At 75.7% G+C, this 21,204-nt stretch carries 22 protein-coding genes; 11 read left to right on the top strand and 11 right to left on the bottom strand.

What is annotated here, in order from left to right:
- Nucleotides 1–19 precede the first annotated feature (19 nt).
- Genes eat through eutC form a run of 3 tightly spaced genes read left to right on the top strand, consistent with a single transcriptional unit; the run spans nucleotide 20 to nucleotide 3,647 of the window.
- Nucleotides 20–1,483, top strand: coding sequence for an ethanolamine permease (eat, locus tag CRP39_RS10080; protein ID WP_172442370.1), 1,464 nt, complete (start codon nucleotides 20–22; stop codon nucleotides 1,481–1,483).
- On the top strand, nucleotides 1,480–2,895 hold the full coding sequence (locus tag CRP39_RS10075) for an ethanolamine ammonia-lyase subunit EutB (RefSeq protein ID WP_097206219.1): 1,416 nt from the start codon (nucleotides 1,480–1,482) through the stop codon (nucleotides 2,893–2,895). The genes eat and CRP39_RS10075 overlap by 4 nt, the downstream gene beginning before the upstream one ends.
- Nucleotides 2,892–3,647: an ethanolamine ammonia-lyase subunit EutC gene (gene eutC / locus CRP39_RS10070; protein ID WP_097206218.1), complete on the top strand. Its 756-nt coding sequence runs from the start codon at nucleotides 2,892–2,894 to the stop codon at nucleotides 3,645–3,647. The genes CRP39_RS10075 and eutC overlap by 4 nt, the downstream gene beginning before the upstream one ends.
- Before the next feature lie 144 nt (nucleotides 3,648–3,791).
- Here eutC and CRP39_RS10065 read toward each other — a convergent pair whose 3' ends face one another.
- On the bottom strand, nucleotides 3,792–4,019 hold the full coding sequence (locus CRP39_RS10065; protein WP_097206217.1) for a hypothetical protein: 228 nt from the start codon (nucleotides 4,017–4,019) through the stop codon (nucleotides 3,792–3,794).
- 19 nt (nucleotides 4,020–4,038) lie between these two features.
- Between CRP39_RS10065 and CRP39_RS10060 the strand changes: the two genes are divergently transcribed.
- Nucleotides 4,039–4,677: a hypothetical protein gene (locus CRP39_RS10060; protein ID WP_097206216.1), complete on the top strand. Its 639-nt coding sequence runs from the start codon at nucleotides 4,039–4,041 to the stop codon at nucleotides 4,675–4,677.
- A 10-nt stretch (nucleotides 4,678–4,687) separates the two neighbouring features.
- Here the strand turns inward: CRP39_RS10060 and CRP39_RS10055 are convergent, their stop codons facing one another.
- Complete coding sequence (locus CRP39_RS10055; RefSeq protein ID WP_097206215.1) at nucleotides 4,688–5,248, bottom strand: dihydrofolate reductase family protein; 561 nt, start codon at nucleotides 5,246–5,248, stop codon at nucleotides 4,688–4,690.
- A 146-nt stretch (nucleotides 5,249–5,394) separates the two neighbouring features.
- Between CRP39_RS10055 and CRP39_RS10050 the strand changes: the two genes are divergently transcribed.
- Complete coding sequence (locus tag CRP39_RS10050) at nucleotides 5,395–5,805, top strand: hypothetical protein (protein ID WP_097206214.1); 411 nt, start codon at nucleotides 5,395–5,397, stop codon at nucleotides 5,803–5,805.
- Nucleotides 5,806–5,823: 18 nt separating this feature from the next.
- Here CRP39_RS10050 and cydC read toward each other — a convergent pair whose 3' ends face one another.
- From cydC to CRP39_RS10035, 3 genes are read right to left on the bottom strand one after another with little or no spacing between them, the layout of a single operon-like run.
- Nucleotides 5,824–9,261 (bottom strand): thiol reductant ABC exporter subunit CydC, encoded by a 3,438-nt coding sequence (cydC, locus tag CRP39_RS10045; protein WP_097206213.1) that lies wholly within the window; start codon nucleotides 9,259–9,261, stop codon nucleotides 5,824–5,826.
- Nucleotides 9,258–10,274, bottom strand: coding sequence for a cytochrome d ubiquinol oxidase subunit II (gene cydB / locus CRP39_RS10040; protein ID WP_097206212.1), 1,017 nt, complete (start codon nucleotides 10,272–10,274; stop codon nucleotides 9,258–9,260). Before cydB ends, cydC begins: the two co-directional genes overlap by 4 nt.
- Nucleotides 10,275–10,285: 11 nt before the next feature.
- Complete coding sequence (locus tag CRP39_RS10035) at nucleotides 10,286–11,851, bottom strand: cytochrome ubiquinol oxidase subunit I (protein WP_097206211.1); 1,566 nt, start codon at nucleotides 11,849–11,851, stop codon at nucleotides 10,286–10,288.
- 116 nt (nucleotides 11,852–11,967) lie between these two features.
- Here CRP39_RS10035 and CRP39_RS10030 point away from each other — a divergent pair, with 116 nt between their 5' ends.
- Nucleotides 11,968–12,336 carry a BlaI/MecI/CopY family transcriptional regulator gene (locus CRP39_RS10030; RefSeq protein ID WP_097206210.1) on the top strand — a complete coding sequence of 123 codons (369 nt, stop codon included), beginning with the start codon at nucleotides 11,968–11,970 and terminating at the stop codon, nucleotides 12,334–12,336.
- Between the two features lie 7 nt (nucleotides 12,337–12,343).
- Nucleotides 12,344–13,276 (top strand): M56 family metallopeptidase, encoded by a 933-nt coding sequence (locus CRP39_RS10025; protein ID WP_097206209.1) that lies wholly within the window; start codon nucleotides 12,344–12,346, stop codon nucleotides 13,274–13,276.
- Nucleotides 13,277–13,382: 106 nt separating this feature from the next.
- Here the strand turns inward: CRP39_RS10025 and CRP39_RS10020 are convergent, their stop codons facing one another.
- The 6 genes from CRP39_RS10020 to CRP39_RS09995 form a co-directional block, all read right to left on the bottom strand.
- Nucleotides 13,383–15,677: a heavy metal translocating P-type ATPase gene (locus tag CRP39_RS10020; protein ID WP_097206208.1), complete on the bottom strand. Its 2,295-nt coding sequence runs from the start codon at nucleotides 15,675–15,677 to the stop codon at nucleotides 13,383–13,385.
- An 11-nt stretch (nucleotides 15,678–15,688) separates the two neighbouring features.
- A complete protein-coding gene (locus tag CRP39_RS10015; RefSeq protein WP_097206207.1) occupies nucleotides 15,689–16,612 on the bottom strand; it encodes a hypothetical protein in 924 nt (307 codons plus the stop codon).
- Nucleotides 16,613–16,662: 50 nt separating this feature from the next.
- The gene (locus tag CRP39_RS10010) at nucleotides 16,663–16,872 is read right to left on the bottom strand and encodes a heavy-metal-associated domain-containing protein (RefSeq protein ID WP_097206206.1); all 210 of its coding nucleotides are present in this window, start codon (nucleotides 16,870–16,872) and stop codon (nucleotides 16,663–16,665) included.
- Nucleotides 16,873–16,896: 24 nt separating this feature from the next.
- Nucleotides 16,897–17,190, bottom strand: coding sequence for a metal-sensitive transcriptional regulator (locus CRP39_RS10005; RefSeq protein WP_097206205.1), 294 nt, complete (start codon nucleotides 17,188–17,190; stop codon nucleotides 16,897–16,899).
- A gap of 47 nt (nucleotides 17,191–17,237) precedes the next feature.
- Nucleotides 17,238–17,675: a helix-turn-helix domain-containing protein gene (locus tag CRP39_RS10000; RefSeq protein WP_245853738.1), complete on the bottom strand. Its 438-nt coding sequence runs from the start codon at nucleotides 17,673–17,675 to the stop codon at nucleotides 17,238–17,240.
- A 100-nt stretch (nucleotides 17,676–17,775) separates the two neighbouring features.
- The gene (locus tag CRP39_RS09995; protein WP_097206204.1) at nucleotides 17,776–18,270 is read right to left on the bottom strand and encodes an Hsp20/alpha crystallin family protein; all 495 of its coding nucleotides are present in this window, start codon (nucleotides 18,268–18,270) and stop codon (nucleotides 17,776–17,778) included.
- A gap of 183 nt (nucleotides 18,271–18,453) precedes the next feature.
- On the opposite strand from CRP39_RS09995, the gene CRP39_RS09990 reads away from it, so the two are divergent.
- From CRP39_RS09990 to CRP39_RS09975, 4 genes are all read left to right on the top strand, one after another.
- Nucleotides 18,454–18,831, top strand: coding sequence for an STAS domain-containing protein (locus tag CRP39_RS09990; protein WP_097206203.1), 378 nt, complete (start codon nucleotides 18,454–18,456; stop codon nucleotides 18,829–18,831).
- A gap of 65 nt (nucleotides 18,832–18,896) precedes the next feature.
- Nucleotides 18,897–20,174 (top strand): YibE/F family protein, encoded by a 1,278-nt coding sequence (locus CRP39_RS09985; RefSeq protein WP_097206202.1) that lies wholly within the window; start codon nucleotides 18,897–18,899, stop codon nucleotides 20,172–20,174.
- Between the two features lie 128 nt (nucleotides 20,175–20,302).
- Entirely contained in the window at nucleotides 20,303–20,878 is a 576-nt protein-coding gene (locus tag CRP39_RS09980; RefSeq protein WP_245853737.1) for a class I SAM-dependent methyltransferase, read from the top strand.
- Entirely contained in the window at nucleotides 20,868–21,197 is a 330-nt protein-coding gene (locus CRP39_RS09975; RefSeq protein ID WP_097206201.1) for a TraR/DksA family transcriptional regulator, read from the top strand. Before CRP39_RS09980 ends, CRP39_RS09975 begins: the two co-directional genes overlap by 11 nt.
- Nucleotides 21,198–21,204 lie beyond the last annotated feature (7 nt).

The following is a 21,204-nucleotide window of genomic DNA, read 5'->3' as shown; positions in this document are numbered from 1 at the left end:
CCGACGCGGAAGGTCAGACATGACCGCTGAACCGGGCACCCGTCCCCCTGCCGGCCGATCCCACGCCGGGGTCGAGGCCGAGCGTGTCGACGAGGGGTACCTGCACAAACGGCAACTGCGCAGCGGGACCGCGGGCTGGCTGCTGCTGGCCGGGCTCGGTGTGTCGGCCGTCATCTCCGGCGACTACGCCGGCTGGAACTTCGGGCTGGCCGAGGGCGGGTTCGGCGGCCTGCTGATCGCCGTCGTCCTGATGGCGGTCATGTACACCGCGATGGTGTTCGGGCTGGCCGAGCTCGGCTCGGCGCTGCCGACCGCCGGCGGCGGCTACACGTTCGCGCGCCGGGCACTCGGCCCGTGGGGCGGCTACGCCACCGGGATCGCCGTCCTCATCGAGTACGCCATCGCCCCGGCCGCGATCGCCACCTTCATCGGCGCCTACGTGGAGTCCCTCGGGCTGTTCGGCATCACCGACGGCTGGTGGGTCTACCTGACGGTCTACGCGTTGTTCATCGGCATCCACCTCCTGGGTGTCGGCGAGGCGCTCAAGGCGATGTTCGTGGTCACGGTCATCGCGCTGATCGGCCTGGTGGTCTTCCTCGTCGGCGCCATCCCGCAGTTCGACGCCGGCAACCTGCTCGACATCGCGCCCACCGACGCGGCCGGCGCCTCGTCGTTCCTGCCCTACGGGCTGATCGGCATCTGGGCGGCGTTCCCGTTCGCGATCTGGTTCTTCCTCGCCGTGGAGAGCGTGCCGCTGGCCGCCGAGGAGGCCCGCGACCCGGCCCGCTCGATGCCGCGCGGGATCGTCGCGGCGATGGGCGTGCTGGTCGTCCTCGCCGTCCTCATGCTCGTCTTCACCCCGGGCGCGGCCGGCTCCGCGGCGATCGCCGGGTCGGGCAACCCGCCGGTCGACGCGCTCGCCGGCTCCGCCGCCCCGGACGGGATCACGCGGGTGGTCAACTACGCCGGGCTCTTCGGGTTGGTCGCCAGCTTCTTCTCGATCATCTACGCCTACTCGCGGCAGACCTTCGCGCTCTCCCGCGCCGGCTACCTGCCGCGGGTGTTGTCGGTCACCAACTCCCGCAAGGCGCCGATGCTGGCGCTGCTGGTGCCGGGAGCGATCGGGTTCGTGCTCTCGCTGACCGGCCAGGGCGCGACGCTGCTCAACATGGCCGTCTTCGGGGCGACGGTGTCCTACGTGCTCATGATGGTCAGCCACATCGTGCTGCGCCGCCGCGAGCCGGACCTCGAACGTCCCTACCGGACGCCGGGTGGGGTGGCCACCACCGGCGTCGCTCTGGTGCTGGCCGCCGCGGCGGTGGCCGCCACCTTCCTGGTCGACATCACCGCGGCGTTCTGGACGCTGGGCGCCTACGCGGTCTTCCTCGCCTACTTCGCCCTCTACAGCCGCCACCACCTCGTGGCGTCGGCGCCCGAGGAGGAGTTCGAGCTGCTGGCCGATGCGGAGGAGGGGCTGCGGTGACGCGGCGGCGCACCACGCTCGGTGGCCACACGTACGAGTTCCCGACGCTGGTCGAGCTGATGGCCAGGGCGACGCCGGCCCGCTCCGGCGACGTCCTGGCCGGCTGCGCGGCGGAGTCCGCCGCCGAGCGGGTCGCCGCGCAGACCGTGCTGGCCGACCTGCCGCTGGCCACCTTCCTCGAGGAGCAGGTGGTCGGCTACGACGAGGACGACGTCACGCGGCTGGTCCTCGACACGCACGACCGGGCCGCGTTCGCGCCGGTCGCCTCGCTCACGGTGGGGGAGTTCCGCGACCGGCTGCTGGCCTGGGCGGCCGCCGGGGACGAGGCGGCGATCAGCGGCCTGGCCCCGGGGCTCACCCCGGAGATGGTCGCGGCGGTGTCCAAGCTGATGCGCAACGCCGACCTGGTCGCCGTGGGCCGCCGCACGCGGGTGGTGACCGGGCTGCGCAGCACTCTTGGGCTGCCCGGCCGGCTCGCCTCCCGGTTGCAGCCCAACCACCCGACCGACGACCCGCTGGGCGTGACGGCGTCCATCGTCGACGGGCTGCTGCAGGGCTGCGGGGACGCCGTCATCGGGATCAACCCGGCCACCGACTCCCCGGCACGGACCGTTGCCCTGCTGGAGCTGGTCGACACGGTGATCAGCCGCTACGAGATCCCGACGCAGTCCTGCGTGCTGGCCCACGTCACCACCACGCTGCGGGCGCTGGAGCTGGGCGCCCCGGTGGACCTGGTGTTCCAGTCGGTCGCCGGCACCCAGCCGGCCAACCGCGGCTTCGGCGTCACCCTCGACCTGCTGGCCGAGGCCCGCGCCGGTGCGCTGGCGCTCGGCCGGGGCACGGTGGGGTCCAACGTGACCTACTTCGAGACCGGTCAGGGGTCGGCCCTGTCGGCCGACGCGCACCGGGGCATCGAGGGGCGGCCGGTCGACCAGCAGACGCTGGAGGCCCGCGCCCACGCCGTGGCCCGGCACTTCGAGCCGCTGCTGGTCAACACCGTCGTCGGGTTCATCGGCCCGGAGTACCTCTACGACGGCAAGCAGGTGCTCCGAGCGGGGCTGGAGGACCACTTCTGCGGCAAGCTGCTCGGCCTGCCCATGGGCGTCGACGTCTGCTACACCAACCACGCCGAGGTCGACGAGGACGACATGGACGCGCTGATGCTGCTGCTCGGGGCGGCCGGCGTCACGTTCCTCATCGCGGTCCCCGGGGCGGACGACGTGATGCTGCACTACCAGTCGCTGGCCTTCTCCGACGTCCTCACCACCCGCTCGGTGCTCGGCGTGCGCCCGGCGCCGGAGTTCGAGGACTGGCTGGCCCGGATGGACCTGCTCGACGACGCCGGCCGGGTACGCGAGCTGACCGCCGACGCGCCCGCCGTCCGGGCCCTCCTCGCGGCGGCGGCGTCATGAGCTCGGCGCTGGACCAGCCGCTGCCGCCCGACGGCGACCCGTGGGCGGTGCTGCGCCGCGCGACCCGGGCCCGGGTGGCGCTCGGCCGTGCCGGTGACGCGCTGCCCACCTCGCGGGAGCTGGAGTTCCGGGTCGCGCACGCCGCCGCCCGCGACGCGGTGCACCAGCCCCTGGACCCGGGCGTAGTCCGCGACCTCCTGCCTGCGCACGAGGTGTTGGAGGTGCACTCCGCCGCGCCGGACCGCGCCATCTACCTCCAGCGGCCCGACCTCGGCCGCCGGCTCGCCGAGGGGACGTCGCTGCCGCGTGCCGACGCCGACCTCGCCGTGGTGATCGCCGACGGTCTGTCCCCCCGGGCGGTGCACGAGCACGCCGCCGGCCTGACGACGGCGCTGCTCGAGCGCCTGTCCGGGTGGACTGTCGCCCCGCTGGTGGTCGCGCACCAGGCCCGGGTGGCGCTGGGCGATGCGGTCGGGGCGGCGCTCGGCGTGCGGGCCGTCGTCGTGCTCATCGGTGAGCGGCCGGGGCTGTCGTCGGCGGACTCCCTCGGCGTCTACCTGACGTGGGACCCGCGGCCGGGGCGGGCGGACTCCGAGCGCAACTGCGTGTCGAACGTCCGGCCGCCGCACGGGCTGTCCTACGCACAGGCCGCCGACACGGTGGCGGCGTTGCTGTCCGCCGCGCGCGAGCTCGGCGCGTCCGGCGTGGCGCTCAAGGACGAGGGGCCGGCGCTGCCCGCCGGCGCGGGGTGAGCGTTCGGCCGACCGCGTCGGCGTCGCCGAGCGGATGACCCAGACAGCGCCCGGCGACACCGGCGGGCGCGTGCAGTGTGGGCCGGCCGTCCCGTTCCCGGAAGGAGATCGGCCGGAACCCCGGTGTGGCGGTCGCCCTGCGTGTCAGCGCCGGCGCAGCAGGCGGGGCAGCCGGCGTCGTCGTCCCGCGGTGCGCTCCTCTGCGGGCGCCGGGTCGGGGACCTCGGCCAGGGCCGCGTGGCGCTGGCGCAGCCGGGACCGGATCTCGTCCGGGGTGTGCGCGCGACGCTGGCGCTCGTTGCGGGCGAGCACCGCCCCGCTCGCCGCGACGCCCGCGAGGCCGGCCAGTCCGAGGAGCTTCCAGAGGCGCACGGTCCCCTAACGTAGCCGCGTGCCTCCGCCCCGTGTGCTGCCGCTCGACGACGCGGTCGAGTTGACCCGCACCGGTGACGTGTGGGTGTTCCGGGGCGCCTCGGTCGCCGACCGCGCCATCCAGGCGCTCACCAACGCGCCGGTGAACCACGTCGGCATGGCGGTGGTGCTCGAGGACCTGCCGCCGCTGCTGTGGCACGCCGAGCTCGGCAGGTCGCTGCCCGACGTCTGGACCGGGCAGCACCAGCGCGGCGTCCAGCTGCACGACCTCGCCGACGCCGTCCGCACGTGGCGGCAGCGCTACGGGCAGCGGGCCTGGCTGCGGCAGCTCGTCGGCCCGGCCGACGACGGCGGCGTGACCCCCGAGATGGAGGACGCCGTCCTGCGCACCGTCGCCCGCCTGGACGGCAAGCCGTTCCCCACCACCCGCGGACTGGCCGCGGGCTGGATGAACGGCCGGCTGCGCCGCCGCACGTCGGCCGAGACGGTCTTCTGCGCCGAGCTCGTGGCTGCCACCTACACCGCGATGGGGCTGCTCGGCGGCGGCCGGCCGCGGAACGCCTACGACCCGGGCAGCTTCTGGTCCGGTGACGACCTGCGGCTGCTGCAGGGCGCCCGGCTGGGCCCGGAGGTCCCCGTGGACGTCCCCGCCGCCTGAGCCGGTCGGCTCACCCCTGCCGGAGCACGCGGTAGGAGCTCTGGACCATGCCGCCGGGGAAGGTGCGCGTGCCGACGTGCTCCAGCGGGATGTCGGCCGCCAGCTCGCCGAACGGCGTGTGACCGGAGCCGATGAGCACCGGCACCCGGGACAGGGTGAGGTCGGCGACCAGCCCGGCGCGCAGGAAGGCGTGCACCGTCCGGCCGCCGTCGACGTACACCCGCCGGCACCCGGCCGCGGTCAGGGCGGCCACCGCCTCGTCGAACCCGCGGTGCACGGTGATGCGCGGATCGGCGTCGGCGGCCAACGTCGTGCTGAGCACGTGCACCGGCTTGCCCTGGTAGGGCCACTCGTCCATCGGCGCGATCACCTCGTAGGTGCCGCGGCCCATGACCAGCGCGTCGATGCCCGCGACGAAGTCGCCGAAGCCGAAGTCGCCGCCGGCGCCGTCGTCCGGGGCGCCGCCGGCCTCCGCGCCGCCGATGAGCCAGGAGAGGTCGCCGTCGAGGCGGGCGATGAACCCGTCGACGCTCATGCCGAGGAACACGGAACCGGTGAAGGAGGCATCCATGCCGGCAGCCTGCCCGAGGGTGCCGACGAGAGTCGGTGATCCGGCGTGACGTATCACGCCGGAACCGTCAGCCCTCTGGAGTACGCAATACCTGCACCACCCCCGGCGTTGACAACAGCACGGGGCAAGCGCCCAGGAGGGCCACCATGTTCGAGGCCATCGTCCCCAGGGGACCGGCCTCCGACGTACCGCCGGAGGTCACCGACCGCTCCAGGCAGAGCGGGCCGGCTCCCGTTCCCGCACACCACACGCACTGGGCCCGGCCGGACATCGCCGGTGACGTGCTCGCCGCCGCCCGTGATCCTCGTGCGGCGCCGCCGCGGGAGATCCGCATCCGGCCCGAGCTGTACCAGCGTCTGCTGGCCGACCTCGCACCGGGGGACCGCGCGGCCGTGGTCGAGCACGGTGCCCTCGGGGGACTGGCCGGCGTTCCCCTCGTCGTCGACCGGGAGCTGCCCGGCTGCCCCGGTTTCGAGGTGGTCCGCGCCCTGCCGAGCGCGCCGCACGCCCCCGCCTGGCCGGCCGCCGGCGGCCCGTCGCACGCCGCCGCGGCCTGACCGAGGCGGCGTCCCGGGTCAGCTCCGCAGGCTGGCGACCGGTTCCCCGAGTCGGACGACGGTGTCGCCGGGCCGCTCGACGTCGTCGTCGTGGGTCACGCAGACGACCACCCGGCCGGCCAGTGCGGCCCGCAGGTCACGCACCAGCGCGGCGGCGGTCGGCGGGTCCAGGTGGGCGGTCGGCTCGTCGAGCAGCACGACGTCCCGGTCGGCCAGCAGGGCGCGGGCCGCGGCCAGCCGCCGGCGCTCGCCGCCCGACAGCCCCGCCCCGCCGGCGCCGACCGGGGTGTCCAGGCCGTCCGGGAGGCCGGCCAGCAGCCCGCCGAGCCCGGTCGCGGTGAGCGCCGCGCGCATGCGCTCCTCGCCGTCCGGCCCGGTGAGCTCGCCACGGGGGGTGGCGACGGCGAGGTTGGCGCGGATCGTCGAGGCGAAGACGTGCGCCTCCTGCGGCAGCCACGCCATCCGTGACCGGACGCCGTCGCCGGTCAGCCGGTCGGCCGGGACGTCCCCGAGCTCGTAGCTCCCCGAGCGGGGACGCAGCGCCGCCAGCAGCACCGCGAGGAACGTCGACTTGCCCGCACCCGACCGGCCGCGCACGACCAGCCACCCCTCGTCGGCGCGCGCCTGGACGGTCAGCCCGCGCAGCACGTCGGGACCGCCCGGCCAGCCGGCCGTGAGGCCGTCGGTCGCCAGCGACCGCACCGGCGCCGGGACGGGCAGCGGGTCGGCGGGGTCGGCCGGCACCGGCGCGGTGAGGACGGCGTCGAGGCGGGCGCGGGCGTCGGCGAGCGCGCCCCGCCGCTGCAGCGCACCCACCAGCCCGGTCAGCGGCTCGGCCAGCGAGAGCGGGGCCAGCGCGAGCACGGCGATCGCCGGACCGGTCACCCCGGACGCCGCCCCGACGGCGGCGCCGGCCACCGCGGCCAGCCCGGTGCCGAGCACGACCAGGCCGGTGCCGAGCGCACGGGCGGCGGTGCCGGTGCGGTCGGCGGTGCTGCGGCGGGCGGCGAGGGCGGTGAGGTCGGCGGCGGTGTGCGCGGCGAGGCCGTGCGCCCGGAGGTCGGCGGCCCCCTCCAGCGCCGTCGTCGTGTCCCGCAGCGCCGCCACCCGCAGCGCCGCCTCGGTCCGGGCGGCGCCGGCGTCCACCCGCCGGTGCGCGACGAGGACCAGGGCGACCGTGGCCAGCAGGACCAGGCCGGTCGCGCCGGCCGCGGACGGGGAGACCAGCGCCAGCGCCCCCACGGTGCCGGCGGTGACCACACCGGCGACCAGCGCCGGCGGGACCACCCGCACCGACAGGTCCTGCACCAGGCCCACGTCGCCGACCACGCGGGCCAGCGCGGAGCCCGGGGTCCGGTCGGCGGCGATGCCCTGCCGGGACAGCGCGGCCCAGATGCGCACCCGCAGGTCGGCGGCCATCCGCAGCGCGGCGTCGTGCGCGGCCATCCGCTCGACCCAGCGCAGGCCGGCCCGGCCCAGCCCGAAGGCGCGCACCCCGACGATCGCGACCATCAGGGTCAGCACCGGCGGCATCTCCGCCGCCCGCACGATCAGCCAGCCCGAGACGGCGGTGAGGGCCACCCCCGCGCCGGCCGACGCGACCCCGGCGGCCACGGCCCGCGCCAGCGCCCGCCGCGGCCAGCGCGCTGCCTGGTCCGCACCCGCTGTCCGGTCCGCGTCCCGGGGCGCCGGGGCCGAGAGCCCCTCTCCGTCGGCGGCGAGATCGGCGATCTCGGCAGCCCGGGGAGCGGATGCCGCCGAGATCGGCGATGTCGTCGGTGCGGCCGGGGTGGGAGCCGCTGCGGCCAGGGTGGTGGCCCGGTCGGCGAGGGCGGCCAGAGCGGCGTCGTGGGTCACCACCAGCACCGTCACGGTCCCGCGCAGCGCGGCGAGCACCGCGGTCACCCGGGCGGCGGCGTCGTCGTCCAGGTGGGCGGTCGGCTCGTCGAGCAGCAGCAGCCGGGCGCCGCGGCGGATCCGCACCAGCGCGCGGGCCAGCGCCACCCGCTGCAGCTCGCCGGGGGAGAGGGTGCTGCAGACCCGGCCCGCCAGCGCGGCCGCGCCCACCCGGGCGAGCGCCTCGACGACGAACGCCTCGCCGACGGCGGCCTCGTCGACGGCGGACCCCCCGCCCGGTGCCGCGCCCGCGTGCCGGCGCAGCTCGTCGACGACGGTCTCCCCGGTCGTCCGCGGGTGCTGCGGCACGTACGCCACGCCACCCGCCGGGACGCCGGTGACCGACCCCCCGACCACCGCGGACGGTGGCACCAGCCCGGCCAGGACCGCCAGCAGGGTCGACTTGCCCGAGCCGCTGGCACCGCGGACGGCGACCAGCTCACCGGGCCGCACGTCGAGGTCCACCGCCGGCAGCGCGGGCGAGGTCCGGCCGGGGAAGGCGACGGTCAGCCCGCGGACGGCGACGTCGGCGCCGCGCGGGTCGTCGTCCGGCCCGGGGACGGCGGCCGGCGCGAGCGGCGCGGCGAGCACCGCGCGGGCCTCGGCGGCGGCCAGCTCCGCGTCCTCGCCGGCGTGGTGGGCGCTGCCCAGCGCACGCAGCGGGGCGAACGCCTCCGGCGCGAGCAGCAGCGCGGTCAGCCCGACGGCCAGTGCCAGGTCGCCGTGCACCAGCCGCAGGCCCACGGTCACCGCGACGAGGGCGACCGACAGGGTGGCGAGCAGCTCCAGGACCAGCGAGGACAGGAACGCCAGCCGCAGCGTGGCCAGGGTGCGGCGGCGGGACGCGTCGCCGAGCTCGGCCAGGGCCGCGGCCTGCTCGGCGGCGCGACCCAGCCCGACCAGCACGGGCAGCCCGCGCACCAGCTCGGCGACGTGGGCGGCGATGCGGTCCAGGGCGCGGGCGGCGGCGGTCGTGCCGTCCCGGGTGGTGAGGCCGACCAGCACCATGAACAGCGGCACCAGCGGCAGGGTGACCGCGACGAGGGCGGCCGACAGCAGGTCGGTCCAGGCCAGGACGACGAGCAGCACCGGCGGGACGACCAGCGTCTGGGCCAGCGCGGGCAGGCGGGTGGCCACGCCGGGGCCGAGGTCGGCCAGCCGGGTGGTGGCCAGCACCGCCGCGGGCCCGGGGCCGCCCGCGGCCTCGACCGCGGCCGGGGAGGCGGCGAGTCGGGCGACCAGCCGGGCGCGCAGCTCCTCCTCGGCGCGCCGGGCGTCGCGGGCGGCCAGCACCTCCCCGGCCCACCCGGTGACCGCGCGCAGCCCCGCCCCCGCGACGGCCACCAGCAGCGGACCGGCGAGCGCGCCCTCGGCGTGCCCGGCCGCGCGGGCGACCGCGTGCGCCAGCCCGGCGGCCAGCAGCACCAGCCCGCCCACCTGACCGAGCGCGGCCACCCCCTGCCGGACCAGCGCGCCGGTCAGCCCCGGCACCCCGGCCAGCGCCGCGAGCGGCCCGCGCCCCCGGCGGTCTCCGCGGGAACCGCCGGGCTGGGTGGTCACGCGGGCACCTCGGCGGGCGCCTCGTGCTGGGGCTCGGAGGTCAGCCGCTTCCGGAAGACCCAGTAGGTCCACGCCTGGTAGCCCAGCACCACGGGCAGGCCGATCCCGGCCGCCCAGGTCATGACGGTGAGCGTGTAGTCGCTGACCGAGGCGTCGGAGACCAGCACGTCGAAGGCGGGGTCGATCGTCGAGGGGACGACGACCGGGTAGGCGGCCCCGAAGACCGTGGCGACGGCCGCCACCAGCAGCACCCCCCAGGCGGCGAAAGCCTGCCCCTCGCGCCCGACCCGGGTGCGCGTCCACGCGACTGCCACGGCCAGCGCCGCGACCAGCCACAGCAGCGCGCTGACCGGGGTCCCGTGGCGCAGGTGCACCACGCCGGCCCATGCCAGCAGCGGCAGCGCGGCCACGGGTGCCCAGCGCCCGGCGAAGCGGCGGGCGGCGTCCCGCACCGGCCCGTCGGTCTTCAGCGCGAGGAAGAGGGCGCCGTGCACGACGGAGAAGGCCGGCACCGCGACCGCGCCGAGCAGCGCCGGCCAGCCGAGCCCGGAGAAGGCGCCGCCCACGCGCGTGCCGTCGGCGTCGATGGGCAGGCCGAGGGTGGTCGCCCCCAGCGCGGCCCCGATCCCGGCGGCGGCGATCAGCGAGCCGGCGGTGATGACCCGCGTCCAGGTCGCGTCCCAGGCCTCGGTGTGGTGGGAGTGCCGCCACTCGAACGCGACCGCCCGGATGATCAGCCCGAACAGCACGAGCACGAACGGCAGGTACAGCGCCGGCAGCCAGGTGGCGTACCAGCCGGGGAAGGCGGCGAACACCGCGCCGACGGCGGTGATCAGCCAGACCTCGTTGCCGTCCCACAGCGGGCCGATGGTGCGCAGCATGAGGTGCCGGTCGGCGGGGCGGCGGCCGAGCACCGGCAGCAGCGCGGCGACGCCGAAGTCGAACCCCTCCAGCAGCAGGAACCCGGTCCAGAGCACCGCGACGGCGGCGAACCAGAGCGTCTGCAGGTCCACGGGTCAGCTCCTCAGTACGCGAAGGACAGGACGTCGTCGGTGTCGCGACGGGTGCCGTCGCGGCCGGCGGGCAGGTCGTCGTCCGGCGTCCCCTCGGGGGTGGAGCCGGGCGTCGGGGCGCCGTCCCCGGTGGTGACGCCGCGGCGGACGAAGCGGGTGACGAGCCACAGCTCGACGACGGCCAGCGCGCCGTAGACGAGGGTCAGCACGGACAGCGAGGTCCAGACCTCGGCGGCGCTGATGCCAGGGGAGACGGCCTGGGCGGTGAAGAACCACACCTGCTCGTCGACGGGGACGTCGGGGTTCGGGTAGACGACGAAGGGCTGGCGGCCCATCTCGGTGAAGATCCAGCCGGTCGCGTTGGCCACGAAGGGCGCCGCGACGGCGAGCAGCGCGCCGTAGACGCCGATCCGCGACGTCGGCACCCGGCCCTTCCGTGTGGCCCACAGCGCGTAGGCGGCGACGCCGGCCGACACCGCGCCCATGCCGATCATGAGCCGGAAGCTCCAGTAGGTCACCGCGAGCAGCGGGGTGTAGTCGATCCCCTCGCCGGCCAGGGCGCCGAAGCGCGACGGGTCGTCGGGGTAGGTCTCGCCGTAGACGGCGCCGTACTCCTCCTGCAGCTCGTTGACGCCCGGTACGGCGGTCGAGAAGTCGCCGTGCGCGAGGTAGGAGAGCAGGTACGGGACGGTGATCGAGTGGACGTCGTCGCACTCGTTGTTGCCGACCTTGCCCCAGGCGAAGACCGAGAAGGACGCCGGCGCCTCGGTCTCGCACAGCGCCTCGGCCGAGCTCATCTTCAGCGGCTGCTGCTGGTACATCAGCTTGCCCTGCCAGTCGCCGGTCAGGGCGACGAGGACGAACGCAGCCAGCGACACCCAGCCGCCGAGCCGCACCGAGCGGCGCCACACCCGGTGGTCGACGTCGGTGGTCGGCTGCTGCGCCAGCTCCCGCTTCCGCAGGTGCCACAGGCCGATGCCGACCAGCAGGGCGCCCGCGACCATGAGCGCGGCGACGATCGCGTGGCTGAACGCGGCCAGGGCGGTGTTGTTGGTCAGCACCGCGAGGAAGTCGACCTGCACGGGGCGGCCTGTGGCGTCGTCGGTCACCACCCCGACCGGGTGCTGCATCCAGGAGTTGGCCGCGATGATGAAGTACGCGCTCACGATCGAGCCGATCACCGCCGCCCACAGTGCGGCCAGGTGCAGCTTCTTCGGGATCCGGCCCCAGCCGAAGATCCACAGGCCGAGGAACGTCGACTCGAGGAAGAACGCCAGCAGCGCCTCGAGGGCCAGCAGCGAGCCGAAGACGTCGCCGACGAACCGGCTGTACTCGCTCCAGGCCAGGCCGAACTGGAACTCCTGCACCAGGCCGGTGGCGACGCCGAGCACGAAGTTGATCAGGTAGATGCGACCCCAGAAGCGGGTCATCCGCAGCCACTCGGGCTTGTCGGTCCGCACCCACATGGTGTGCATGACCGCGACCAGGATCCCCAGGCCGATGGTCAGCGGGACCATCAGGAAGTGGTAGACGGTCGTGATCCCGAACTGCCAGCGTGCCACGTCCAGGACGTCCACGGCCGCTCTCCTCACTGGGCGACGTACGATCGGTCCACCTCTTTCTACGCGGGGTAGAAGACTTCTTCTACGACACGTAGAAGAAGTGGGGTGTGAGACGGGAGACAGGAGCAGCGGTGGCGTCGTTGGGTGAGCTGGAGCGGGCCGTCATGGACCGGCTGTGGTCGGCCGACGGTGCCGTCTCGGCGACCGAGCTGCGCGACGGGCTCGCCGACCGTGGCCTGGCGCTGACCACCGTGCACACGGTGCTGACCCGGCTGGAGCAGAAGGGCTTCGTCGTCCACGACGACGCGCGGCCGCGGCGGTTCCGGCCGCGGGCCACCCGCGAGGAGCACGCCGCCGAGCTGATGCACGAGGTGCTCGGTGCTGCCGGGGACCGGCAGGCGGTGCTGGCCCGCTTCGTCGGCAGCGTCGACGCCGACGAGGCGCGGCTGCTGCGCGAGCTCCTGGCCGCCGCCGCCGGTCCGGACGCCACCCCCGCCTGACCTCCCCGTGCTCCCCGCCACCGCGGCCGCCCTCGCCGTGCTGGCCGCGCTGCTGGCGTGGCCGGTGCCGGCGTGGCTGTCCCGGGCCCGCTGGCCGCGACGGGACCCGCTGGTCGCCCTCGTCTGCTGGCAGGCGATCGGCCTGGCCGGCGGCCTGTCGATCATCGGGGCGCTGCTGGTGCACGGCCTCGCGCCGTGGGGTCACTCGCTCCCGGAGGCCTGGTGGCACTGGGTCACCCGGCACCCCGCCGAGGCGCCGGTGCGAGGCGACCACTGGGTCACCCAGACGCTGGCCGCCGTGCTCGCCGCCGAGCTGCTCGGCGTCCTGGTGCTGTCCTGGGTCCGTACCGCCCGCACCCGCCGCCGGCACCGGGACCTGCTGGAGCTGGTCGTGGAGCCGGCCGCCGTCCCCGACGCCCGGCTGCTCGACCACCCCGCGCCGGTCGCCTTCTGCATCCCCGGCGCGAAGCCGCTGCTGGTGTTGTCGTCGGGGATGGTCGCCGAGCTCGACGAGGAGCAGCTGGCCGCCGTCGTCGCGCACGAGCGGGCGCACCTGCGCGAGCACCACCACCTGCTGCTGCTGCCGTTCGTCGCCTGGGAGGCGGCGCTGCCCGTGCTGCCCGCGGCCGGCCGGGCGCACGCCGCGGTGCGCGCCCTGGTCGAGATGCGCGCCGACGACGTGGCGCTCGGCTCGCTGACCGGGGCGGCGCCGCGGCGCACCCTGGCCCAGGCGATCGTCGTCGCCGCGGGCGGGAGCGGGGGAGCGGGCGTGCCCGACGGCGCGCTCGCGGTCACCGGCAGCGCGCTCGGGGAGCGGGTGGCCCGGCTGCTCGAGCCGCCGTCCCCGCTGCCGGGCTGGGTCCGGACGGCGGCGCTGCTGTCCGCCGTCGCGCTCCTGCTCGTCCCGACCGCGCTGCTGCTCCTCCCCGCCGCCCTCTAGGGGTGCCGCCGCTCCACCCGCTGTCGATCATGGGCTCGTTGCCGCCGCGCGCGGCGTGTCTGCCGGTGTCACCGGCAACAACCCCGTGATCGACGACCGTGGATGCTCACGCAGGGGCGGTCGCGCGGGAGTCGGAGGGGACGGCGGTGGTCGCGCCGGTGTTGCCCGGCAGGGGGGCGAACCGGCGCAGCCGCAGGCTGTTGGTGACCACGAAGACGGAGCTGAGCGCCATCGCCGCGCCGGCGATCATCGGGTTGAGCAGCCCCGCGGCGGCCAGCGGGATCGCGGCCACGTTGTAGGCGAACGCCCAGAACAGGTTGCCCTTGATGACCGCCAGGGTGCGGCGGGCCAGCCGGATCGCGTCGGCCGCCGCCCGCAGGTCGCCGCGCACCAGGGTCAGGTCGGAAGCCTGGATCGCGACGTCGGTGCCGGTGCCCATGGCCAGCCCCAGGTCGGCCTGGGCCAGCGCGGCGGCGTCGTTCACGCCGTCGCCGATCATGGCCACGACCCGCCCCTCGTCCTGCAGCCGCCGGACGACGTCCACCTTCTCCTGGGGCAGCACCTCGGCGACCACCTCGTCGATGCCCACCTCCGCGGCCACCGTCCGGGCGACGGCCGCGTTGTCGCCGGTCAGCAGGACCGGGTCCAGGCCGAGGTCCCGCAGCTGGGCGATCGCGGCGGCCGAGGTCGGCTTGACCGCGTCGGCGACGACCAGCAGGCCGACCGCCGCGCCGTCGACCGCGACCAGCACCGCCGTGCGGCCCCGCGCCTCGGCGGCGGCCTGCGCGGCGGCCAGCGGCTCCGGCACGGGCACCGACCGGTCGGCCAGCAATCGGGGCCGCCCGACGAGCACCGCGGCGCCCTCGACGACGCCCTGCACCCCGAGTCCGGTGACGTTCGCGAAACCCGCCACCGCCGGCAGCGGGCCGACCCGCTCGGCGGCGGCCGCGGCGACCGCCCGGGCGATCGGGTGCTCCGAGCCGTCCTCCAGGGCGCCGGCCAGCCGCAGCACCCGGTCGGCGTCCGCGCCGGGGGCGGCGACGACGTCGGCCAGCGTCATCCGGCCGATGGTGACGGTGCCGGTCTTGTCCAGGACGACGGTGTCGACGGCGCGGGTGGACTCCAGCACCTCCGGGCCCCTGATGAGGATGCCCAGCTGCGCGCCGCGCCCGGTGCCGACCATGAGCGCGGTCGGCGTGGCCAGCCCGAGGGCGCAAGGGCAGGCGATGATCAGCACCGCCACCGCCGCGGTGAAGGCGGCCGGGAGGCCCGCGCCGGCGCCGATCCAGAAGCCGAGGGTCGCCACCGCCAGCGCCAGCACGACCGGCACGAAGACGCCGGACACCCGGTCGGCCAGCCGCTGCACCTCGGCCTTGCCGTTCTGCGCCTCCTCGACCAGCCGGGCCATCTGTGCCAGCTGGGTCTCCGCGCCGATCCGGGTGGCGCGCACGACCAGCCGGCCGCCGGCGTTCACGGTCGACCCGACGACGACGTCCCCCGGCCCGACCTCGACCGGCACCGACTCGCCGGTGAGCATCGAGGCGTCGACCGCGGAGGCGCCCTCGGTCACCTCGCCGTCCGCGGCGATCTTCTCCCCGGGCCGGACGACGAACAGGTCGCCCACGACGAGCTGCTCGACCGGCACCCGCCGCTCGGTACCGCCGCGCAGGACCGAGACCTCCTTGGCGCCCAGCTCCATCAACGCCCGGAGGGCGGCGCCGGAGCGCCGCTTGGACCGGGCCTCGACGTACCGCCCGGCCAGCAGGAAGGTGGTGACCCCGGCGGCGGCCTCGAGGTAGATGTCAGCGTTGCCGTCGCCCCGGGCGATCGTGAACTCGAAGGGGTGGGTCATGCCGGGCTCGCCCGCGGTGCCGAGGAACAGCGCGTACAGCGACCACAGGAACGCCGCTCCGGTGCCCAGCGAGACGAGGGTGTCCATGGTCGCGGCGCCGTGGCGCAGGTTGGTCCAGGCGGCGCGGTGGAACGGCAGCCCGCCCCACACCACCACCGGCGCGGCCAGCGTCAGCGACAGCCACTGCCAGTACTCGACCTGCAGCGCCGGCACCATCGCCATGGCGACCACCGGCACGGTGAGCAGGGTGGACACCAGCAGCCGGGTGCGCAGTGTTCGGAGGGCCGTGTCCTCCTCGGACGCCTCGGGGGCGGCCGGCTGCGGCAGGGTCGCGGTGTACCCGGTCTTCTCGACGGTGGCGATCAGGTCCGCGGGGGTGACGTCCCCGCCGTAGCTGACCTTCGCCTTCTCCGTTGCGTAGTTCACCGTCGCGGTGACGCCGTCGAGCTTGTTGAGCTTCTTCTCGATGCGGGCGGCGCACGAGGCGCACGTCATCCCGCCGATGGCGAGCTCGACCTCACCGGCGGAGGGCTGGGTGGCGGTGCTCAACGAGGGTCTCCTCAGCCGCCGTGACCGTGGCCGGCCGGCTGGTCGGGGGTGGTCGACGCCTCGCTCGTCCCGACGCGGACGGTGAAGGCGGCGGTGTGCACGGCGCCGCCGTGCCGGAAGTCGAGGAACAGCCGGTAGGTCCCCGCGGACGGCACCGTCGCGACGAAGGTCTTGTGCGGTCCCGCGGTGGCGGTGGTGCCCTCCGGTGGCTCGGTCGGGTGGACGTGCAGGTAGGCCAGGTCCCCGGCGCGCAGCGCCACCAGGGTGCCGAACGAGCCGAGGTAGGGCTGCAGGTCGGTGACCGGTCGGCCGTCCCGGCTGACGCTGAAGGTCAGCTCGGACTCGCCGCCGGCGACCGGCTCCCCGGTCAGGACGACGGTGTAGCCGTCGACCTCCGCGACGGCGGCCGGATCCGGCAGGGGCGCGGGCGCCAGCTCGCCGGGCACGCTCAGGTCGCTGCCCAGGGTCAGGTTGCGGCCGAGGGCGCTCGGGGTGGAGTCGGTGACCACCCGCCAGCTGCCCGGCGTCAGCTCCAGCGGCACCTGCCACGTGCCGTCGGGACCGAGCACGGGGTAGGCGCGCTGGTAGCCGGAGAGGTCCCGGCGGACGGCGATCAGGTGCAGGTCCTCCACGTGCTCGACGTCGTAGTCGACCACCGGGGCGCCGTCGGGACCGAGGACCCGGAACGCGAGGGTCGCCGTCCCGGCGGGCAGCTGCTCGTCGAGCAGGTCGAGGACGTACCCGGAGTCGGCGACGGCGAGACCGCCGTAGCCGGCTCCGGTCGGGACCCCGGCCGGGGCGCCGGGCGTGGGCGTGGCGCCCGCGTGCGGCTCGGGTGCCCCCATCGGCCCCACCGCGGCGCCCACCCCGACGGCCGCGCCGAAGACGGCGGCCAGGCCGAGGGCGACGACGGCCAGTCGCGCCGGCGTGTCCATGACGGTCCTCTCGTGGGCGACGAGGGCATGGGGCGGTCGGCCCCGGCCGGTCAGCTGCCGGACACCTCGTAGCCGGCCTCCTCGACGGCCGCGCGCACGGCGCCGTCGTCGACCAGGTCGGTGCTGGTGACGGTCAGGCCGCCGGTCGGCAGGTCGACGTCGACGGCGGTCACGCCGGGGACGGCGGAGACCTCCTCGGTGACGGCGGTGACGCAGTGGCTGCAGGTCATGCCGACGACGGTGTACGTGGCGGTGCTCATGGCGGGTCCTCTCGGGTCTCCGGGTCAGGAACGGACCAGCCGGGCGATCGCCTCGGAGGCCTCGCGGACCTTCTCGTCGGCCTCGCGGCCGCCGGCCTGCGCCGCCTGGACGACGCAGTGCGACATGTGCTCCTCGAGCAGCCCGAGGGCGACCGACTGGAGCGCCTTCGTCATCGCCGACACCTGGGTGAGGATGTCGATGCAGTACTTCTCGTCCTCGACCATCCGCTGCAGGCCGCGTGCCTGCCCCTCGATGCGCCGCAGGCGCTTGAGGTAGTCGTCCTTGCGCTGGATGTAGCCGTGCGGAGCGCTCTCCACGGGGTTCCTCTCGGCGGTCCGGTCTCTCGCCCAGGGACGATACCCCCCTAGGGTCTATCTTCCCGGTGGGGTCGCTCACGCCCGTCCGCCGGGCGCCGCCGGTCGTCCCCGTCCCGTGCGGGGCGGCCGTCACCGGCGCGCAGCCGGTCGACCGTCGCCCGCAGTCGCTCGGTGTCGGCTCGCGCGTCGGCCAGCTCGTCCTGCAGGCCCAGGATCACCTCGGCCGAGGCCAGGGTGTGCCCGTCGTCGAGGAGCACGCGCAGTCGCGCGGCCAGGCTGAGCTGGTGACGGGAGTAGCGGCGGTGGCCGCCGGGGGAGCGGTGCGGCTGGAGGACGCCCGCGCTGTCCAGGCTGCGCAGGAAGGCGGCCTGGACGCCGAGCAGGCCCGCGGCCTGGCTCATGGTGAGCGCGGGGAAGTCGGGGTCGTCCAGGCGCCGGAGCGCCTCGCCCCCGGGGGCGGGCTGCTCGCGGTGCTGGTCGGTCATGGCCGTCCTCCTGGAGTGCGCAGGGGCCGGGTCCGTGCGGACCCGGCCCCTGGGTGCGGCGGTCGGCCGGCCTCGCGGACCACCGGCCGTGCCGAGCAGATCAGCTCTCGACGGCCTTCGCCTCGGGCGACTCGCCCTCGATGGTGCGACCCTCGACCGCGACCGGGGTGTCGGCGCGGGTGACCTGGATCTTGCGGGCCCGCGCCTTCTCGGCGACCGGGATGCTCACGGTGAGCACGCCGTCGTGGTAGCTCGCCTCGAGCCGGTCGGTGTCGAGGCTCCGGCCGAGGACCAGCTGCCGGGTGTAGCTGCCGTAGGGCCGCTCGGCGATGCTCCACTCGGCGTTCTCGAGCTGGGGCACCGAGCGCTCGGCCGTGATGGTCAGCGTCGTGCCCTCGACGGACAGGTCGATCGAGCCGGGGTCGACGCCGGGCAGGTCGAAGTGGGCGACGAAGTTGTCCCCGACCCGGTAGGCGTCCATCGGCATGCCGGACAGCGGGCGGGCGGTCATCCCGCCGCGGCCGGTGAGCTGGTCCAGCGCCCGGAAGGCGGCGGACGTGGCGGCGAACGGGTCGTAGGCGGTCAGCATCGCCATGGCTGGCAACCTCCTGTGCGTGTTCCTGTGGTGTTCGCTGCCCGAGGGTGAACCTCTAGTAGCAACTTGAGATTATCTCTGGCATGCACCTGTGTAAACATCCATCCGCCGAGTTTGTTCCCGGCCGGGTGTGCGGCGGCTCCTGCGCGCGCGATCCGACGGCACGTGCGGCAGGGTTGAGCCGTGGACGAGACGACAGCCCCCCGAGCGCAGGGGGGAACGGGGCAGGAGCACGGCACCGGCGGGACGACGGAGGTCACCACCGCCCTCGAGGGGGACGTCGCGACCCTCACCGTCACCGGCGAGCTCACCGAGGAGGCGCGGCGGCCGCTGGTCCGCACGATGACCGACCTGCTGCTCGCCGAGCCGGGGCTGCGTCGGGTGCGCCTGGACACCCGCGCGGTCTCGTACGTGAACTCCGCGGGCATGGCCGTGCTGGTGCAGCTGCAGAAGCTGGGGCAGCCGCGCGGGGTGGAGCTGGTGCTGGTCGCCCCACCGGCGGCGGTCGCCCGGCCGTTGCAGCTGTCCGGCCTGTGGCTGCGGTTCCCCGTCGAGGAGTGAACGCCGGCCCGCGCGGACCGGCGCGGGCCGGCGGGACACCCGGCGGCACCTCTTAGCCTGGTCGGGTGCCGCCCAGCCACCCCCACAGTCACGGTCCCGATCCCGACGCGCCCCCGCCGAGCGCGGAGGTACTGCTCCGCCGGCGCCGCGCGGTCCGGCTGATGATGCTGCTGCTCGTACCGGTCGGCCTGGCCACCGTCGTGGGGCTGGTCGCACTCTGGCCGGGGGACGAGCCGTCGCGGGCCCGGCAGGCCGCGGAGCTGTACGTCCCCCCGGGGACGACCTACCACGACGCCCGGGTGGCCTCGGTGGCGCCGTTCGACTGCTCGCTGCCCGGCGGTGAAGGGCAGCCGGCGCAGCAGCTCACCTGCGCCACGGTGGTCACCGAGGTGCTCGACGGCTCGGGTGCCGGGGAGTTCGTGCAGGTGGATCTCCCGGCCGAGGTGTTCGCCGCCGGGGTCGACGAGGGCGACGTCCTCGTCCTCACCCGGGACGCCGGTGCGGAGGGCCCTGCAGCGTACGCGTTCTTCGACTACGACCGGGACGTGCCCATCGTCGTCCTGACCATCGCCTTCGCCGTCGTCGTCGGCCTGGTGGCCCGGCTGCGTGGCCTGGCCTCGCTGGTCGGGCTGGCGTTCGCGTTCTTCGTGCTCCTGCAGTTCGTCCTGCCGGGCCTGCTCACCGACCAGTCGCCGGTGCTGACCAGCCTGGTCGGGTCGGCGGCGATCATGTTCGTCGTCCTCTACCTCGCGCACGGCTTCTCCGCGCGGACCACGACGGCGCTGGTGGGCACCCTGTTCGGGCTGACCCTCGTCGCCGTCCTCGGCGAGGTCGCCGTCGCCACGGCCCGGCTGACCGGGCTGACCAGCGAGGAGACCAACACGCTGCTGGGCTTCGACCCCACGCTGGACTTCTCCGGCCTGGTCCTCGCCGGTGTCGTCGTCGCCGGGCTGGGCGTGCTCAACGACGTCACCATCACCCAGGCCTCGGCGGTGTGGCAGTTGAACGAGGTCGACTCCGACATGAGCTGGCGCGAGCTGTACTCCCGCGGGATGGCCGTCGGCCGCGATCACATCGCCTCGACCGTCTACACGATCGTCTTCGCCTACGCCGGCGCGGCGCTGCCGCTGCTGCTGCTCTTCGAGCTCTACGCCCAGCCGTGGACCGTCGTGCTCACCAGCTCGGCGATGGCCGAGGAGGTCATCCGCACCTTCGTCGGTGCGATCGCGCTCGTCCTCGCCGTCCCGGTGACGACGGCGGCCGGCGCGTTCTTCGCCAAGGCCGCCGGCACCGACGCGGGGGTGGCGACCGACCGGCGGATGACCGCCCGGCTCGCCCGGTGAGCGCGGATCGGCCCCAGGAAGGACCCCCTGCCCCCCACCGCTCGCACGCTCGCGGCGGGCCCCTGCAGGGGGCCGAAGGGGACGGGGTCCGTCAACTCCTCGCGGCGGCCCGGGCCGCGCCCGGCTTCATGCCCGACGACGAGGGGACGGCGCTGTACGACGCCGCCCGCACCATCGCCGTCCCCGGCCCGCTGCTGGAGGTGGGCAGCTGGATGGGGAGGTCGGCGCTCTACCTGGCCGCCGCCGCACGGGAGACCGGCCGGCAGGTGGTGACCGTCGACCACCACCGCGGCTCCGAGGAGCACCAGCCGGGGTGGGAGTACCACGACCCCTCGTTGGTCGACCCCGCCGTCGGGCGGCTCGACACGCTGCCACGGTTCCGCCGCACCATCGCCGACGCCGGCGCCGAGGACGTCGTCATCGCCGTCGTCGCGCGGTCGGAGGTCCTCGCCCCGCTGTGGTCGACGTCGCTGGCGCTGCTGTTCCTCGACGGCAGCCACACCGAGGAGTCCGCCCGCCGTGACCAGGACGCGTGGGTCGCCAAGCTCGCCGTCGGCGGCACGCTGGCCATCCACGACGTCTTCCCCGACCCGGCCGACGGCGGCCAGGCGCCCTACGGCGTCTACCGGCGGGTGCTGGACTCGGGGGAGTTCACCGAGCTGCCGGGGACCGGCTCGCTGCGGCTGCTGCGCCGTGAGCGCTGAGCGGCTGGCGGAGGAGCGGGCCGCCGTCCTCGCCCAGATCGCGGCGCTGACGGCCGAGTTCGACGCCGTCGTCGCCGCGTCGCGGTCGTCCAACGCCGACGACGAGCACGACCCCGAGGGCGCCACGATCGCCTTCGAGCGGCAGCAGGTCGCCGCCCTGCTCGACGCGGCCCGGCGCCGGCTGGCCGACGTCGACGCCGCGCTGGCCCGGCGGGAGACCGGCGACTACGGCACCTGCGAGGACTGTGGCCGGCCGATCGCCCCCGAACGCCTGGCCGCCCGCCCCGCCGCCCGCACCTGCATCGACTGCGCACGCTGAGCTGCCC

Source organism: Geodermatophilus sabuli (assembly GCF_900215145.1).
GTDB lineage: Bacteria > Actinomycetota > Actinomycetes > Mycobacteriales > Geodermatophilaceae > Geodermatophilus > Geodermatophilus sabuli.
The sequence above is the reverse complement of the archived record's forward strand: the minus strand, read 5'-3'. Positions and strand labels throughout refer to the sequence as shown.

What these genes read in the sequence shown, in the direction of transcription:
- eat (WP_172442370.1), top strand. Translation starts at nt 20, where the DNA reads ATGACCGCTGAACCGGGCACCCGTCCCCCTGCCGGCCGATCCCACGCC.
- eutC (WP_097206218.1), top strand. Translation starts at nt 2,892, where the DNA reads ATGAGCTCGGCGCTGGACCAGCCGCTGCCGCCCGACGGCGACCCGTGG.
- CRP39_RS10055 (WP_097206215.1), bottom strand. Translation starts at nt 5,248, where the DNA reads ATGGATGCCTCCTTCACCGGTTCCGTGTTCCTCGGCATGAGCGTCGAC.
- CRP39_RS10050 (WP_097206214.1), top strand. Translation starts at nt 5,395, where the DNA reads ATGTTCGAGGCCATCGTCCCCAGGGGACCGGCCTCCGACGTACCGCCG.
- CRP39_RS10015 (WP_097206207.1), bottom strand. Translation starts at nt 16,612, where the DNA reads ATGGACACGCCGGCGCGACTGGCCGTCGTCGCCCTCGGCCTGGCCGCC.
- CRP39_RS10010 (WP_097206206.1), bottom strand. Translation starts at nt 16,872, where the DNA reads ATGAGCACCGCCACGTACACCGTCGTCGGCATGACCTGCAGCCACTGC.
- CRP39_RS10000 (WP_245853738.1), bottom strand. Translation starts at nt 17,675, where the DNA reads ATGACCGACCAGCACCGCGAGCAGCCCGCCCCCGGGGGCGAGGCGCTC.
- CRP39_RS09995 (WP_097206204.1), bottom strand. Translation starts at nt 18,270, where the DNA reads ATGGCGATGCTGACCGCCTACGACCCGTTCGCCGCCACGTCCGCCGCC.
- CRP39_RS09980 (WP_245853737.1), top strand. Translation starts at nt 20,303, where the DNA reads ATGCCCGACGACGAGGGGACGGCGCTGTACGACGCCGCCCGCACCATC.